Origin of the sequence: Propionivibrio limicola, assembly GCF_009469695.1 — a bacterium.
Lineage (GTDB): Bacteria > Pseudomonadota > Gammaproteobacteria > Burkholderiales > Rhodocyclaceae > Propionivibrio > Propionivibrio limicola.
Genome location: NZ_SSSR01000006.1, coordinates 38,957 through 54,222 on the forward strand (window position 1 = coordinate 38,957; position 15,266 = coordinate 54,222).

Annotated in this window: 13 protein-coding genes; 3 read left to right on the top strand and 10 right to left on the bottom strand. The window is 62.4% G+C overall.

Annotated features, from left to right (window positions below):
• Positions 1–40: 40 nt before the first annotated feature.
• The 5 genes from rocF to GH659_RS06715 all read right to left on the bottom strand — a co-directional run bounded on the left by rocF (position 41) and on the right by GH659_RS06715 (position 4,997).
• Entirely contained in the window at positions 41–958 is a 918-nt protein-coding gene (rocF, locus tag GH659_RS06695; protein ID WP_153110423.1) for an arginase, read from the bottom strand.
• Positions 959–1,035: 77 nt separating this feature from the next.
• Positions 1,036–2,067, bottom strand: coding sequence for a hypothetical protein (locus GH659_RS06700; protein WP_153110425.1), 1,032 nt, complete (start codon positions 2,065–2,067; stop codon positions 1,036–1,038).
• Between the two features lie 207 nt (positions 2,068–2,274).
• A complete protein-coding gene (locus GH659_RS06705) occupies positions 2,275–3,771 on the bottom strand; it encodes an ammonium transporter (protein WP_153110427.1) in 1,497 nt (498 codons plus the stop codon).
• 13 nt (positions 3,772–3,784) lie between these two features.
• Entirely contained in the window at positions 3,785–4,123 is a 339-nt protein-coding gene (gene glnK / locus GH659_RS06710) for a P-II family nitrogen regulator (RefSeq protein WP_153110429.1), read from the bottom strand.
• 46 nt (positions 4,124–4,169) lie between these two features.
• Positions 4,170–4,997, bottom strand: a complete 828-nt coding sequence (locus GH659_RS06715) for a TorF family putative porin (RefSeq protein WP_153110431.1) — start codon at positions 4,995–4,997, stop codon at positions 4,170–4,172.
• 245 nt (positions 4,998–5,242) lie between these two features.
• On the opposite strand from GH659_RS06715, the gene GH659_RS06720 reads away from it, so the two are divergent.
• The 3 genes from GH659_RS06720 to GH659_RS06730 are packed head-to-tail and all read left to right on the top strand — an operon-like array spanning position 5,243 to position 8,256.
• Positions 5,243–5,494 carry an accessory factor UbiK family protein gene (locus GH659_RS06720; protein ID WP_153110433.1) on the top strand — a complete coding sequence of 84 codons (252 nt, stop codon included), beginning with the start codon at positions 5,243–5,245 and terminating at the stop codon, positions 5,492–5,494.
• Positions 5,495–5,521: 27 nt separating this feature from the next.
• On the top strand, positions 5,522–7,021 hold the full coding sequence (locus GH659_RS06725; protein WP_153110435.1) for a YifB family Mg chelatase-like AAA ATPase: 1,500 nt from the start codon (positions 5,522–5,524) through the stop codon (positions 7,019–7,021).
• A 17-nt stretch (positions 7,022–7,038) separates the two neighbouring features.
• Entirely contained in the window at positions 7,039–8,256 is a 1,218-nt protein-coding gene (locus GH659_RS06730) for a multidrug effflux MFS transporter (RefSeq protein WP_153110437.1), read from the top strand.
• Positions 8,257–8,425: 169 nt separating this feature from the next.
• On the opposite strand, the gene GH659_RS06735 is transcribed toward GH659_RS06730, so the two are convergent.
• The 5 genes from GH659_RS06735 to GH659_RS06755 form a co-directional block, all read right to left on the bottom strand.
• Positions 8,426–8,710 (bottom strand): type II toxin-antitoxin system HicA family toxin, encoded by a 285-nt coding sequence (locus GH659_RS06735; protein ID WP_153110439.1) that lies wholly within the window; start codon positions 8,708–8,710, stop codon positions 8,426–8,428.
• Between the two features lie 58 nt (positions 8,711–8,768).
• On the bottom strand, positions 8,769–10,694 hold the full coding sequence (locus tag GH659_RS06740; RefSeq protein ID WP_153110441.1) for a class I SAM-dependent DNA methyltransferase: 1,926 nt from the start codon (positions 10,692–10,694) through the stop codon (positions 8,769–8,771).
• A gap of 88 nt (positions 10,695–10,782) precedes the next feature.
• Positions 10,783–11,634 (bottom strand): DNA damage-inducible protein D, encoded by an 852-nt coding sequence (gene dinD / locus GH659_RS06745; protein WP_153110443.1) that lies wholly within the window; start codon positions 11,632–11,634, stop codon positions 10,783–10,785.
• Positions 11,631–12,851, bottom strand: a complete 1,221-nt coding sequence (locus GH659_RS06750; RefSeq protein ID WP_153110445.1) for a restriction endonuclease subunit S — start codon at positions 12,849–12,851, stop codon at positions 11,631–11,633. Before GH659_RS06750 ends, dinD begins: the two co-directional genes overlap by 4 nt.
• On the bottom strand, positions 12,848–15,265 hold the full coding sequence (locus tag GH659_RS06755) for a DEAD/DEAH box helicase family protein (RefSeq protein ID WP_153110447.1): 2,418 nt from the start codon (positions 15,263–15,265) through the stop codon (positions 12,848–12,850). The genes GH659_RS06750 and GH659_RS06755 overlap by 4 nt, the downstream gene beginning before the upstream one ends.
• Position 15,266: the final 1 nt, after the last annotated feature.

Below are 15,266 nucleotides of genomic sequence, written 5' to 3' on the forward strand. Positions count from 1 at the left end.
GGAGCGGCGAAGAGTGCGAACGGCATGATACGCCGCTTCCTCAGGTGCGCATCAGCGTGCTCTTGCCGAACAGGCTTTCGATCAGATCGACGGCCAGTTCGGCGGTGCGGTTCCGTAAGTCGAGGGCCGGGTTGAGCTCGACGACATCGAGCGAGGCCAGCCGCCCGCTGTCGGCGATCATCTCCATGCACAGCTGCGCTTCGCGGTAGGTCGGGCCGCCGCGTACCGTGGTGCCGACGCCCGGCGCGATGTCGGGGTCGAGAAAGTCGACGTCGAGGCTGACGTGCAGATGCGTGTCCGGACCGATCAGCGCGAGCGCCAGATCCATCGTATGGCGCATGCCCATTTCGTCGATGAAGCGCATGTCGAACACCTCGATGCCGGCGTCGTGCACGAGGCGCTTCTCGCCGGCATCGACGCTGCGGATGCCGATCTGGCGGATGTCCCTGGCGCGCATGGCAGGCACGAAGCCGGCCAGGTCGACGAGTCCGGGCGGGCCGAAGCCGCACAGGCTGGCGACCGGCATGCCGTGCAGGTTGCCGGAAGGCGTCAGCGCGGCGGTGTTGAAGTCGGCGTGCGCGTCGAACCACAGCACGCGCAGCTTCTTCTGCCGCGCGCGGCAGTGGCGGGCGACGGCGCTGATCGAGCCGACCGCCAGCGAATGGTCGCCGCCGAGCAGAATCGGCAGACGGTCCGCGGCCAGCTCGCCATGGATGGCGTCATGCACCGCGCGGTTCCAGGCGATCACCTCGGGCAGATGGCGGAAACCGTCGACAGGCGGCTGGCCAGGATTGGGCGGGCCGCTGACGTTGCCGATGTCGTGCACCGCGAAGCCGAAGCGGGCGATGGCGTCGGCAATCCCGGCCACGCGCAGCGCTTCCGGCCCCATGCGGGCGCCCGGCGTGCCGGCGCCGATGTCGGTCGGCGCGCCGATCAGACTGACCGTTTGTGTTTGCATCTCGTTGGCCCCCGTTGTCAAAAGCGCTTTCGTCACTGTTCCGAGTGTAGCGATTTTCGCGGCGCCGCGCGGTGCTCTCACACGGCCAGATCGATCTGCTGCAGGCTGCCGGCGCGGCCGTCTTCGTTGAGATAGATGCCGCTGCGGCGGATCTGGGCGAGCGTGCGGTTGTCGTCGTCCTTGAGCGTGAACGGCGTCGCCGTCTCGCCGAGGTAGAGCGCGCCGATGCCCTGGTCGCGCAGGCTGGCGAGCGTGCCCGATGTATCAGCGCTTTCGCCATTGAATTGCCAGACGCGCAGCGCGTCGAACGCCGCGTCGGCCTCGTCGAGCCAGTAGTTACCGTCGCTGTCGAGCTTGGCGAGATCGGCAAAGCCGTTGCCGGAACGCGTGCCGAACAGCTCGCTGCCGTCGTTGATGCAGCCATCGCCGTTCGCGTCGATGCACAGATAGCCGCTACCGGCGGCGAGGCCGGCGAGCGATTCAGATGTGCTGTCGTAATCCAGGTCGAAGGCGAAACGCTTGCCCGACAGTTCGGCGGCGTTACCGTCGAAGTTGATGACCAGCGGGTCGCGCAACTCGATTCGCTCGCTCGTCGTACTCGTCCGCGTGCAGGAATAGTCGCGGCACATGCCGAGTTCGAGCGAAAAATCGAGCTGGCGGCCGTCGGCGGTGTGCACCTGTCCTGCGGCGGCGAACGTGGTGCGCTCGTGCTCCTCGATGCGTTCGCTGACCGTTTTCGTCCATTCGATTTCGATCGTCCGCGCGGGCGTGAATGGCAGCGCGGCCCGAGTTGCCTGGCCTGTCTGCAGATTGCCGCAGTTTTGCAGCAGATCGCTCAGGCCGTTCTGGCCGGCGTTGCCTTGCGTTGCATAGAGCATTTCGAACAGGTTGGCCGTCAGTTTCTGGATAAAGAGCTGCAAGCGGGCCTGCAACGATCCAGCCGTCGGCAGGGCGCTGTCGATGGCCGTCGGCGTGTCGCCGGATTCGGCGAGTTGATTGAACAGCGAGCGGAAGCTCGGTAGCGAAGCGGAGAGCTGCGACGTCGTTTCACACTCGCTGCGCAATTCGTGCTCGGCCTGAAGGCAAACGGCGGCGTCTTCGATTTTCATGGGGTGCTCCTTGTTGTCCGTGCGGAGCACTGTTGTCGCAAAGCCTGTGCCATACGCCAAAATGCAGCAAGATCAATGAGTTGCCCATGGCGTGGCGTTGCCGCCGGCAAAATCGGCCCTCAGGTCGGCAAGTTTGGCATGCCACCGCAAAACAAAAAAAGGGCGCCGCAAGGGCGCCCAAAGAACTTCCGAGGAGAAACAGAATGCTTAGTTGTGGTAGGCCTGTTCGCCGTGCGAGGTGAGGTCCAGACCTTCGCGTTCCTGGTCTTGCGGCACGCGCAGACCGATGAACATGTCGACCAGTTTGAAGGCCACTACCGAGACGATGGCAGACCAGACGACGGCCACACCGACGCCCCACAGCTGGCTGATGACTTGTGCCGTCATGTTGTATTCGCCGACGGCGTTGGCCACGTAGTCGTAGACACCCGTACCACCGAGCGACGGATCGCAGAAGACACCGGTCAGGATGGCACCGAGGATACCGCCGACGCCATGCACGCCGAACACGTCGAGCGAGTCATCGACACCGAGCATGCGCTTCAGGCCATTGACACCCCACAGGCAGACGACGCCGGCGAGGAGGCCGATGATGATGGCGCCCTTGATGCCGACGAAACCGGCGGCCGGGGTGATCGCCACGAGGCCGGCCACAGCGCCGGAAGCGGCACCGAGCATCGAGGGCTTACCCTTGAGCATCCATTCGGCGAACATCCAGGAGAGCGTTGCGCAAGCGGTGGCGACCCAGGTGTTGACCATGGCCAGGGCGGAACCGCCGTTGGCTTCGAGCGCCGAGCCGGCGTTGAAACCGAACCAGCCGAACCACAGCAGCGAGGCGCCGATCATGGTGAAGGTCAGGCTGTGCGGAGCCATCGACTCGCGGCCGAAGCCGATCCGCTTGCCGATCATGATGGCGCCGACGAGACCGGCGACAGCGGCGTTGATATGCACAACGGTGCCGCCAGCGAAGTCGAGTGCGCCTTTCTGGAACAGGAAGCCGGCGGTCTTGCCAGCCGCTTCAGCGGCCGCGGCGTCGACGTAGGCATCCGGACCCGCCCAGTACCACACCATGTGAGCCATCGGGATGTAGGAGAAGGTGAACCAGATGACCATGAAGGCGAGGATGGCGGCGAACTTGGCGCGCTCGGCGAAGGCGCCGACGATCAGCCCGCAGGTGATCGCCGCGAAGGCGCCCTGGAAGATGACGTAAGCGAGTTCGGAGATGACCACGCCCTTGCTGAAGGTGGCGGCGACCGACTCAACCGTGACACCGTTCAGGAACAGCTTGTCGAGCGTACCGAAGAAGGCGCCGCTCTCGGTGAAGGCCAGCGAGTATCCGTAAACAACCCAGAGAACGCTGATCAACGAGAACGTGACGAACACCTGGATCAGCACCGAGAGCATGTTCTTGGTGCGGACGAGGCCGCCATAGAAGAGGGCCAGGCCCGGAATCGACATCAGGATGACGAGCGCGGCGCTGATCATGATCCAAGCGTTGTCGGCCTTGTCGGCAACGGGGGCCGGCGCCTGCTCGGCGGTGGCCGGTGTCGCGGTGGCCGCTGCTGGAGCTGCCGCTGCCGTGGCAGCGGGGGCTTCGGCAATGGCCGTGGCGATGGTGGCGTCGACCGGCTTTTCTTCGGCCCAGGTCGGAGCGCTGACCAGCATCGCACCGACGAGAGCAAGAGCAGCAAACAGTTTCTTCATGGTTGTCTCCTGATTACATGGCGTCCTCACCGGTTTCGCCGGTGCGGATGCGGATGACTTGTTCGAGGTCGGAGACGAAGATCTTGCCGTCGCCGATTTTGCCCGTGCCGGCCGATTTCTCGATCGCTTCGACAACCTGATCGAGCACGGCATCCGTTACGGCGGCCTCTACCTTGACCTTGGGCAGAAAATCGACCACGTACTCGGCGCCGCGATACAGCTCGGTGTGGCCTTTCTGGCGGCCAAAACCTTTGACCTCGGTAACCGTGATGCCTTTGACGCCAATGGCGGACAACGCTTCACGCACTTCGTCAAGCTTGAACGGCTTGATGACGGCGGTAACCATTTTCATGATGGGCTCCCATTCTGGGGAGGTTGCCCTCCCCGGTTGCAAAAAATCAGAACGTGCGGCTGACGGAAAGAACGGCGATGCCGCGGCCGGCGTCTTTCGTGGAGCCGCTGACCACACCATCATCATTCAACGTATTGTAGAAGCAGTAGAACTCACCCTTGCTGCAGCTGCCTTCGGCATTGGTGTCGACATAAGCGAGACCGACGACCCAGCCACTCAGATCCTTGGTGACGCCAATCTTCCAGTCGGTGTAATCACCGTTGTCGATGTTCTTCAGGTTCAGCTGGCCGACGTGGCCGTTGACGCCCCAGCCGTTGCCCAGATCGTAGTTGGCGTTCAGCTCGAGGTAGCCGGTGCCATCGGTTTCCTTGCCGGTGGAACTACGCAGCGAGAAGTAGTCGTCCACGCTGTACGAGTACTTGAGGGTCAGGAATTTCCACGAACCGGCGACATAGAGTTCCTTGTTGTTGACGGAGCCGGAGTCGGCCTTGGCGCTGAGCGCCTTGGCTTCCGAACCTGGGTAGTAGTAGAGGATGCCGCCGACGTCGAGGCCGAAGTCACCAAAGCTGGTCTTGTAACCGGCGTAGAAGTCCATTTCCAGGTTGCCGTCCGGGAAGCCGGCGCCGGAGCTGACGTTCGAGTTCCAGTTGCCGGCATAGAAGCCGCTGGAGTGCGCATAGTCGAAACCGCCTTGCAGGGCTGGCTTGCCGTTGGTCTGGTCGATGCCGCGGAAACGGTAGCTGGAGAACAGGCCGACGTTGGTCGTCAGCGTGTGCGGGCTGGCTTCTTCGGCAGCAGCCGGAGCAGCCGTTTGTGCAAAGGCCGGTGCGGCGAAGGCGGTGACCAGAGCGGTGGCGATCAGGGCTTTCTTCATAGAGTTGACTCCTCGATTTAGTGAATGGTGACGAAGGCAATGCCTTGCGAGAGACATTTAGCATGAGTCGTGCCAGATTTAATTATGCAAATAAAACAAAGAATTAAAACGATTTGTTTCGATCCTGCCAAAACCTTGGCACGTTGCTGGCGCGATGATTGAAGGGTTTGCACCAAAGCGGTGCCGGCGGCTGGCCTAGTCCGCTGTGCTAAACTCAAAGCCTCTCCCGCCACAGGAAAAACGCCATGCTCGATCCCAAAATCCTAGAGGAATTCAGCAGCCGGCTGAGCGCGCTGGTTGCCGCCAGCCCGGCCGCCGACATCGAAAAAAATGCTCGCGCCTTGCTGTCGGGGTTGTTCGGCAAGCTCGATCTGGTCAGCCGCGAAGAATTCGACATTCAGGCGCAAGTGCTGCAGCGTACGCGCGAAAAACTGAAAGCGCTCGAAGAACGCGTCGCCCGCCTGGAAAATCCGGGTGACAGCGGCGACGCGGCATAAACGCCCTTCGCTGTCGAAACCCCCGTTATGCCGCTCGCCATCGTTCACAGCCGTGGCCTGGACGGACTCTCCGCCCCGGAAGTCGCGGTCGAAGTGCATGTCGCGGGTGGCTTGCCCGGCGTGACGCTGGTCGGGCTTCCCGACACCGAGGTCAAGGAAGCGCGCGACCGGGTGCGGGCGGCGTTGCAGAATTCGGGCTTCGAGTTTCCTGCCAAACGCATCACCATCAATCTGGCGCCGGCCGATTTGCCGAAAGAATCGGGGCGTTTCGATCTGCCGATTGCGCTCGGGATTTTGGCCGCGTCGGGGCAGATTCCTGCCGAAGCGCTCAACGAATATGAATTTGCCGGCGAGCTGTCGCTGTCGGGGCATGTGCGCCCGATTCGCGGCGCACTGGCCATGGTGCTGGCCGCCGGTCAGTGCGGCCGCCGTTTCATCCTGCCGGCGGTGAGCGCCGAGGAAGCGGCGCTGGCGCGGGACGGGCGGGTTCTCGCGGCGCATACGCTGCTCGAAGTCTGTGCTCATTTGTGTGGTCAGGGCGCCCTCAATGCGTGCGAAGCGGACGCGGACTGTGACGATGACGGTGCCGGCTATCCCGATTTGCGCGACGTGCGCGGGCAGGCGCAGGCCAAGCGCGCGCTGGAAATCGCCGCCGCTGGCGGTCACTCGCTGCTGATGGCCGGGCCGCCGGGCACCGGCAAGTCGATGCTCGCCAGCCGTTTGCCGGGGCTGTTGCCGCCGATGACGCAGGAAGCGGCGCTCGAATCGGCGGCCGTACTTTCGTTGGCCGGGGCGTTCCAGCCAGCGCATTTTGGCCGCCATCCGTACCGCTCGCCGCACCATACCGCCTCCTCGGCGGCGCTCGTTGGCGGCGGTGGCGTGCCGCGTCCAGGCGAAATCTCGCTGGCCCATCGCGGCGTGCTTTTCCTCGATGAGCTGCCGGAATTCGACCGGCGCGTTCTCGAAGCGTTGCGTGAGCCGATGGAAAGCGGCCGCGTCCACATTTCGCGTGCCGCCCGGCAGGCCGAGTTTCCGGCGCAATTCCAGCTCATCGCGGCGATGAATCCATGTCCGTGCGGGCATCACGGCGATCCGAAAGGGCGCTGCCGGTGCACGCCGGATCAGGTCAGCCGCTATCGTGGCAAGCTCTCCGGCCCGCTGCTTGACCGTATCGATCTGCAGATTGAAGTGCCGGCGCTGCCGGCCGAAGCTTTGCAACAGGCGCCGGATGGCGAATCCTCGGCGACGGTGCGGGCTCGCGTGATGCAGGCGCGCGAGCGGCAAATGCGGCGCCAGCAGAAGACCAACGCCCGTCTGGAAACGCGGGAAATCGACACCCATTGCCAGCCCGACGAGACGGGCGCCGCGCTGCTCAAAAGCGCCGTCACGCGCCTTCACCTGTCGGCCCGCGCCTACCATCGCGTGCTCAAGGTCGCGCGCAGCATTGCCGATCTCGCCGGTAGTGACGCCATTCTGGCGCCGCACGTCGCCGAAGCGATCCAGTACCGCCGCTTCAGTCAGGAATGAATCAGTCAGGAAACCCCATGCAGCACACTTCCTCAGGTACCGAACCGCCGCGCGGCATTGCCGTCCTGTTGGCCGCCCTCGGCGCGATCGGGCCGTTCGCCATTGATACCTATCTGCCGTCCTTCCAGGACATCGGGCAATCGCTTGGCGCCACGCCGCTGCAGGTACAGCAAACGCTGACGGCTTATCTGGTGCCGTTCTCCTTCATGGCGCTCTGGCATGGCGCCATTTCCGATGCCGTCGGGCGCCGCCTCGTCATCCTCGTTTCCCAGCTGCTTTTCGCGCTCGCCTCGTTCGGGTGCATTTTCGCCACCGCCATCGAGCACATATGGATTCTGCGCGCCGTGCAGGGCATTTGCGCGGGCGCCGGGATCGTCGTCAGCCGGGCCATCGTGCGCGATTTGTTCGAGGGGCCGGGCGCGCAACGCCTGATGTCGCACATCACGATGATGTTCGCCTTCGCGCCGGCGATTGCGCCGGTGATCGGCGGGCGTCTGCAGGCGTGGTTCGGCTGGCGCTCGGTGTTCGTGTTCCTGACCGTGGCGACGCTCATCCTGCTCGTGACAAGCTGGCGCTTGTTGCCGGAAACGCTGCCGCGGGAAAAGCGCCAGTCGTTGCATCCCGGCTATCTCGGCCGCGCCTACTGGAAGGTGCTGACCTCGCCGGTTTTTCTGCTCGCCTGCGCCGGGCTGACCTTCAATTTTTCCGGTTTCTTCCTCTACGTGATGTCGGCACCGGAATTCCTGATGCACCACCTTGGCGTGGCCGAGACCGGGTTTCTCTGGCTGTTCGGCCCGGGCATGCTGGGGATGATGCTGGGGTCGTGGGTGTCGGGCCGGCTGGCCGGCAAATTGTCGCCCGAGCGGACGATCTGGCGCGGCTTCGCGATCCTCGGCGTTGCTGCGCTGACCAACGTGGCAGTCAGCTTCTGGCTGCCGGCCGGGTTGCCGTGGAGCATCCTGCCGATTCCGATCTACACCTTCGGCATGTCGCTCGTCGCGCCCAGCCTGACGCTGATGGCGCTTGAGCCGTTCCCTGACCAGCGCGGGCTGGCGGCCTCCTGCCAGATGTTCTTCCAGTCGGGATCGAACGCCCTCATCGCCGGCCTGCTCGCGCCGCTGCTCTGGGGCTCGACACTGACGATGGCCCTGGGCATGACCGGTCTGGCGGCTGGCGCCATGCTGGCCGTCTGGCTGCATCACCGGTTCGCACGGCAGTCGCTTGATCTTGGCTAACCGCCTTCAACGCAGAGATCGCAGAGCCGCAGAGAACACAGAGAGAAAACCGTTTTTCCCTCAATGGGTAGGGAAAACGATTTTTGGCATCCATCTTTTTGGTTTTCTCTGCGTTCTCTGTATCTCTGCGCACTCTGCGTCGAAAGCGCTTAAAACGGCGATTTCAGAATCAATCGGCCTTCTGGCTCGCTTCGTAGGCCGATAACGTGACACCGGCACGGGCGAGGGCTTCGCGCAACTGCTTGATTTCCTGGCGCTGGCAGGTGGCGTTGTTGTGCGGTTGGTGCAGATAGAACTCGATCCTGTTCAGCACGACGCGGAAACGGGCGCCGTGCGCCGGTTCGACCGTGGCGCCGAGATGCGACAGCAGCGACTCGACCTCGCGCCAGTGGATGTTGGCACTCGGCGGGTCACGGTAAATCGCTTCGAGCAGATGCAGGTGTTTGTGGCTCATGGCGGGCTCTCCCTAATCCCCTGATTGTGCGCCTATGGTACCGCTGCTTGAGCTTGTATCACTCAGGTATCTCAGGCGCGGCCATCAGTGCATTCAAGCGCGCCAGAGCTTCTGCAACGATGCGGCCCTGCGCCTCGATGCTCTCGATGATTTCGCCGGGCGTGCGCTCGTCCACGACCGTCACCGCGTTTGGATTAACGGCTTTCAGGTCGAAAACGGCGGCATCGATGGCGGCAGCCTCGGCTTCCAGATCGCGTGCCGCTTTTTCCTGTTCGCGGATGTCCGCTTCCAGCGCCTCGATCTTCTCTTCGGCCGCCTTGTCCTTCTTCAGCTGCTTGAGGTCTTCCTTCCGATCGACCACGGCCGCTTTGATGTCTGCGGCCTTGTCCAGCAGCGGCTGCATTTCTTCGCGCGCCTTGGCTCGACGGTCTGTGAAATCCACCGCCCATGAATAACGGCTTTCTCCCTCGGGTTTGCCGTGGTTTTTCAACATGCGGGCGTAGCTGGGGAACGGCTTGCCTGCGTTCGCCTCGTCGGCCTGCCAATCGGCGGCGAGGATGGCGGGCAAGGCGTCATCGCTGAGCGTCTCGCCGTCTTTCCCGAAACCGAAGTGCGCCAGCGTCAGCGGCGTCTTCTTGCCCACCTTCACCCACGACAGGTCGTAGTACCAGATGCGCTCGGTCTTCTTGCCCTTGGTGAAGAACAGAAGATTGGTCTTCACGCCCGCGCCCGCCGTCGAAAACACCCCGCCGGGAAGGCTGACGATGGCCCACAGATCGCACTCGTCGGTGAGTTTCCGCTTGGTCTCGACGAAGGCGCTTTCGTTGGTGCGGAACAGCAAGCCCTCGTCCAGCACGATGGCGCAGGTGCCGCCCGGCGCGAGTTCGGCCAGAATGTCCTGCACGAACAGCACCTGCGTGGCGCCGGTCTCGAAGGCGAAATTCTTCTGCGCATCCTTGCCTTCCTTGCCGCCAAAGGGCGGGTTGGTCAGGATCACGTCGAACTGCGCCGGCGCATGCCGGAACAATTCGGCGTAGGTCGCGCGGCGCGTCAGCGAGTTGCCGTGCCACAGGTTCGGCTGGTCGATGCCGTGCAGCACCAGATTGGCCAGCGCGATCGGGAACACCAGATTCTCCTTCTCGCGCCCGAAGAAAGTGTCGTGCTTGAGCGCTTCAATGTCCGTGCTCGCCGCCGCCTTGCCCAGCTTGCGCGCCATATGCTCGTAGGCCACGGCCAGAAAGCCGCCGGTGCCGCAGCACGGGTCATAGACTGTCTGGCCCAGCGCGGGATCGACGGTATGCACCATCGCCCGGATCACCTCGCGCGGCGTGAAGAACTGGCCGCCGTCGGAATTCTTCTCGCCCATCTTCAGCAGCAGGTCTTCATACACCTGCGACAGCGTGAAGAAATGCGTGTCGTCGATGTGATCGATGCTGATCTCATGCACGCGGTCGAGGATGTCGCGCAGATTGGCTTCGTCATCCACGCGCACGCGCTCCACTGCCGTCATGATGCGGCCGATGATGCGCTGCTTGGGGCTGGCCGCCGGGTTCGGCAGATTCGTGCGCGGATCAACGTCCAGCGCGTGCAGGTGCGGCAGCAATTCTTTGTTGATGAAGTCGAACAGCCGGCCGTCACCGGCGGCGAATAATTCCTGCCGCTTCCAGCCCTGCATCTTGCCGTCCGTGGTTTGCGGATGACCGGCCTTGTCCGACCAAGGCGCCGCCCAGTCCTGCCAGCGGTAAGGGCTGCACAACGCGGGCGAAAACTCCGCGCCCAGCGCCTCGGCCTGTTCCGCCTCGCGCGCTTCCTGCGCGTCGAGGATGCGCAGGAACAGAATCCAGGTCAGTTCCGGCACGTATTGCAAGGCGCTGGCGCAGTTGGAGCGGCGCATCACATCGCAGATGCTCTTGACGAAGCTGGAGAGCGACTGGGTGGAGGCGATGGCCTTGGGGGCTTTTTCGGCTATTTTCTGTCGGGCCATGGTTCAGGCGACCAAGTGAATTTGTGACATCAGTGGTGGCACTTTTTTTGTCTCACCACTGACGAGACAAATAGACGATGTGGAGTGGTCATTCTTCCGGCCTCTTCAACTGCTTTTTCTTCGCCGACGAGACCTGCTGAATGCTGTTCTCGGGCACCGGCAGATTCTCGGGCATGGTGCCGCCCAATTCGGCAATGGTCTGGCGTACTTTCTGGCCGACCGCGTAGTGCGTGCGATTGGCCTGCGTTTTGCCTTGTACGCCCTCGCGACGCAGCTTCTCCTCGGTCTGGGTAGCGCGAAACAGGTTGGCCGCCAGTTCGGCGCTCCCCATGTGATCCAGAATTTTCTGGCTCTTCTTCAGCGCCTTCCGAGCATGAATATCCTTGGCACCCAATCCGCCATACAGGCCCTTATAGCCATGATCCTGAAAGATGGCATAGTCCACAGGCGATTCCACCCCGCTATCCTTGGCGGCGGCAGCCAGATGCTTGTTGTGTTCGGCCAGCTCGTTGCGAATGGCCAGACGCTTGTCGTCCTCGGTGAGTTGTGCAAACTTCGCTTCATCGGCCAACTCCTGCCGACGCGTCTGAAGGGCAAAGTAGGTCTGACCGTTGGCGATCACCGGTTTGGACGGGTCGCCGTTCTGCACGATCAGGTAGCAGGCGTAGCGGGACAACCGTACGTCTTCCACTTCACGTCGCGCGCCGGAGCCGATTTCGACCATTTCGAGGACATCCTCGAAATGGTCGACAAATTCCTGGCCACTGGTCTGACAAGCCGTTTTCGCGCGCTCAATGACGGGCATGAAGTGCCGGTATTCGGAATACTCCAACACCTTGGCCAACTGGCGTGCTCGCCAGAACTCGTTGCCATTCGCATCGACCTGGCGGATATCGTCGAAGGTCGCCTGATGCGCTTGGCTGATTTTCTTCCGGGTCATTCTGTTTCTCCTTGAGGGGTGAAGGCCTGCGCCAGCAGCTTCTGCGGCAGGCGTTCGATCTCGGCGAGTTGCGCGGCGGCGGCTTGGGCGATGGCGGCGGCTTCGGCGAGTTGGGTTTTCAGGCGGGATGCGATGTTGCGCTGCTCATCAAGCAACAGCAATGGCAGCATCACTGCTTCCACTTGGCCCGGCGAGATGTGCGGCACACCGAGACTCTGGTCGTGCCCTGAGATAGCCTGAATGAAGTACGAGGATTGCAGAAAGGCGTAAAGGAAATCGGGATCAATCAATCCCGGTTTCAGCAGGAACCGGCCTACTCGTTGCAACAGAAGCGCAGGCAAATCGTTCGCTCTCACGCGTGCAACCTTAATGCCGCTCGAAATCAGCGGACGATCCAGACTGATAAGGATGTCACCTGCTTCGAGGGCATAACTTGGGTAGCGCCAAGACTCGCGCTCATCGATACAAACGACATCATCCCAATACACCTTGCCGGGAAGAATGTTGGTATTTCGCAACAAGCGGATGCCGGAAGAGGTGAAATCCTCACTCTTGAAGGCATAGCCAGATTGCACCTTGGCCACAGCACCGATGGGCTGCCATTGGTTACATTCCGCGAAGGCAGCATCAATCAGCGCTGTGCAAAGCAAATCAGCATCCCGCACCTGCACCTGCGCCGCCTGCCGCGCGGTTTCCACTTCGGCCAGTTGAGCTTTCAGGCGGGCGGCGATGAGGTGCTGTTCCTCGATATTTGGAACATGAAGTTCGTGTTCCAAATACTGCTTCATTTGCAAATTGCGAATCCCAGTGGTCGCTGTTTGATACTTTTCTGTGTCGCCCCGCACATGCCAGAAACTTAGCGAGTACATCAAATAAAGCGGATCAACGACTGAACGCTTTGGGACCAAGCGAGAGATGAAGTTGCCACAAATGAACTTCTTTCTTTCATCCGTTTCCCAAAAACCCGCGACTCGACCAACCGGCTGAAGCGGTCCTCCACCAGATCGCTCCAGCAAGAGGTCGCCAAGATAGAGCTTCTTCTTCTGGTAGGTACGCTCATCTATGGAAAGGATTGCTTGGTTTTCAAACGACAACTCACCTCCGCTTCTGAAATTCGTGGAGCGCAGCACAGAAACACCAGTTGATGGATCGGCTGGCTCACCCCATGCACCCGCATCCCAGCTTTCCAAAACGTCCTTGAGTGGCGTGTAGTTCATACCCCAAACAACCTCATCTTCGCGTCCTGCATTACCTGCGACGGCTTGCCCAACATGCGCAGCGCCTCCAGCCCCCCCGCCTGCGCGATTTCCGGCACGGCCCACAACGAATTGCTTTCCAGCGCCTCGGTGCCGCCCTGGGCGAACTGCGAACCGAAGCCCTTGAGGACGATGGCCGATTTGGCGTCCATACCCGCGAACCACGCGGCGTTGCCGCTCACGTATTCCGCTCCGCGCTGCGGGCGTTTCAGTGCGCGGGCGTTGTAGCCGTATTTTCCGAACACATCGAACAGATCGAACTCGTCCATCTGCTCGGCGTTGCGTACCAAATCCGGGACGTAGTGGTCGCCGAGCAGATGGTCGATCAACTGGCGGCGCTTCTTCGCCTCGACCCACAACCCCCGGAAATCATCGAGGTTGTGCGCCTCGGCGAGCACGCGGGTGATGACTTCGCGCCGGTATTCATCCACCGGGATCGGCGTGGCGACGCCGCCCCGGTTGCCAAGAATGAAGCGGCCCTGCGCGTTGACGATAACCGACTGCCCACCGATGACCGGCACGGCGGGGCCATCGTCGTCACCATCTTCATCGCCACCACTGCCGCCACCCTTTCCACCGCCGCCGCCGGGACGCGGCGGATTGGTGATGAAGTCGGTGCCAAACAGATCGGTGACGCCGGTGTAGTCGTAGAGCCAGAACTTGTACTTCTGCGTTTCTTCGTGGATGCGCGTGCCGCGCCCGACCATCTGGTAGAACTTGATCGCCGATTGCAGGTAGCGGAAAAACACCACGGCATTCAGGCGCTCGATGTCCACGCCGGCTTCCAGCAAATCGACTGTACAGGCGATGAAGGCGCGCTCGCCACTGCCGCGCATGATCTCGATCTTCTCCGCGCCGCCAGCAGCGGTGCATTTGAAGGCGTAGTCGTCCTTGCGCGGCTGGCCTTTTTGCTTGCACCATTGGGCGTAGAGGTTGTTCATCTGCATCGTCACGCGGTCGGCGTGCAGGTCGCGGGTGCAGAAGATGATGACCTTCTGCTCCGGCCCGCCGTTTTCGCACAGGAGCTTGAACAGGTCTTCGCACATTTTGGGCGTGCGCAGGTCGATGAACAGTTCGTCGTCGAAATCCTTGCCGGTGTATTCGGCTTTGATCAGATCTTCTTCAGTGAGTGGCTTACCGGTTTTGATGTCCCTGACGCCCGCCTTGAGGATTTCTTCGCGGGTGAAGGTGCGCGAATCGATGTCGGCCTTGCGCTTGAGGATTTCGCAGGCGGCGAGATAGCCGTCTTCCTGCGCCTGCGCCAGCGTGTATTCGTACACCGGTTCGCCGAAGTACTCGACGTTGTGCGCGGTGATGGCGTCGTCTGCCGCGATGGCCGCTTCGATGTCCTTCGCTTTCTTTTCGCGCTTTGGCGATTCGAGCTTGCGCGGGGTGGCGGTCAAGCCGATATGGATGGCGTTGGGGTTGCGCGTGAGGACCTGCGACCACTTGCCCCAGGCCGAGCGGTGGCATTCGTCGATGATGATGACTGAAAAGGCGTCTTCGCCGTAATGGTCGGTGAGGAAGCTGCCATCGCCGTTTTCATCAATGCCCAGCGTTTGGTAGGTGGCGATATGGATGCGGGCATTGGCCGCCGCATTTTGGCCTCGCTCAGTCTCCACGATGCGGGCGTTGCCGCCGAACGCGGCCTTGAGTTTGTTGTAGGCCTGTTCGCGCAGCTCGTCGCGGTCGCACAGGAAGAGCGCGGGCTTGGGCAACAGCCCCGCCTGCGCCATGCGCCAGAGCAGGTTGGTGGCGATGATGGTTTTTCCCGCGCCGGTGGCGAGCGTGAGCAACACCTTGGGAGCGTGGCCCGCCTGCCGTTCGCGGATGATCTTTTCGAAGGCGGCGCGGATGGCGGCGTCCTGATAGTAGCGCGAGGCTGACCACGCCGGGCTGTCAGGCTGGAACAGCAGGGCGGCATCGGGCGAGGCCAGATCGATGCCCTTGTCCGTTGCGTAGCGCACGCACAGGTCGGGATGTGGCGGGAAGTCTTCCAGCGGATGCGGCCCGGTCTGGATGCCGCTGGGCTTGTCGTAGTCACCATAAAGATGGCCGTTGCTGGCGAAGACGTATTGCACGTCAAAGCGCTTGCAGTCCGCGTAGCCCTTGGCCTGCTCCATGCCCTTGAGCGGATCTTCACTTTCGCGCTTGGCTTCGAGTACGGCGACCGGCAGCGGTTTGGGCATGTCGCCCACCTGCACGCAGAGCAGGTAATCGGTGCGCCCGCCGCGCTTGCTGCGGCGGCCCTTCGGCCCGGTCGGCTCGACCGGGGCAGGGGTTTCCAGCCGGATGCGCTGCGGGTCGTCGTAACCCTTGCGGCGCAGCACCGGATCGATGAGGTGAAAGCGAGTTTCTTCTTCGTTGTAGGCCACG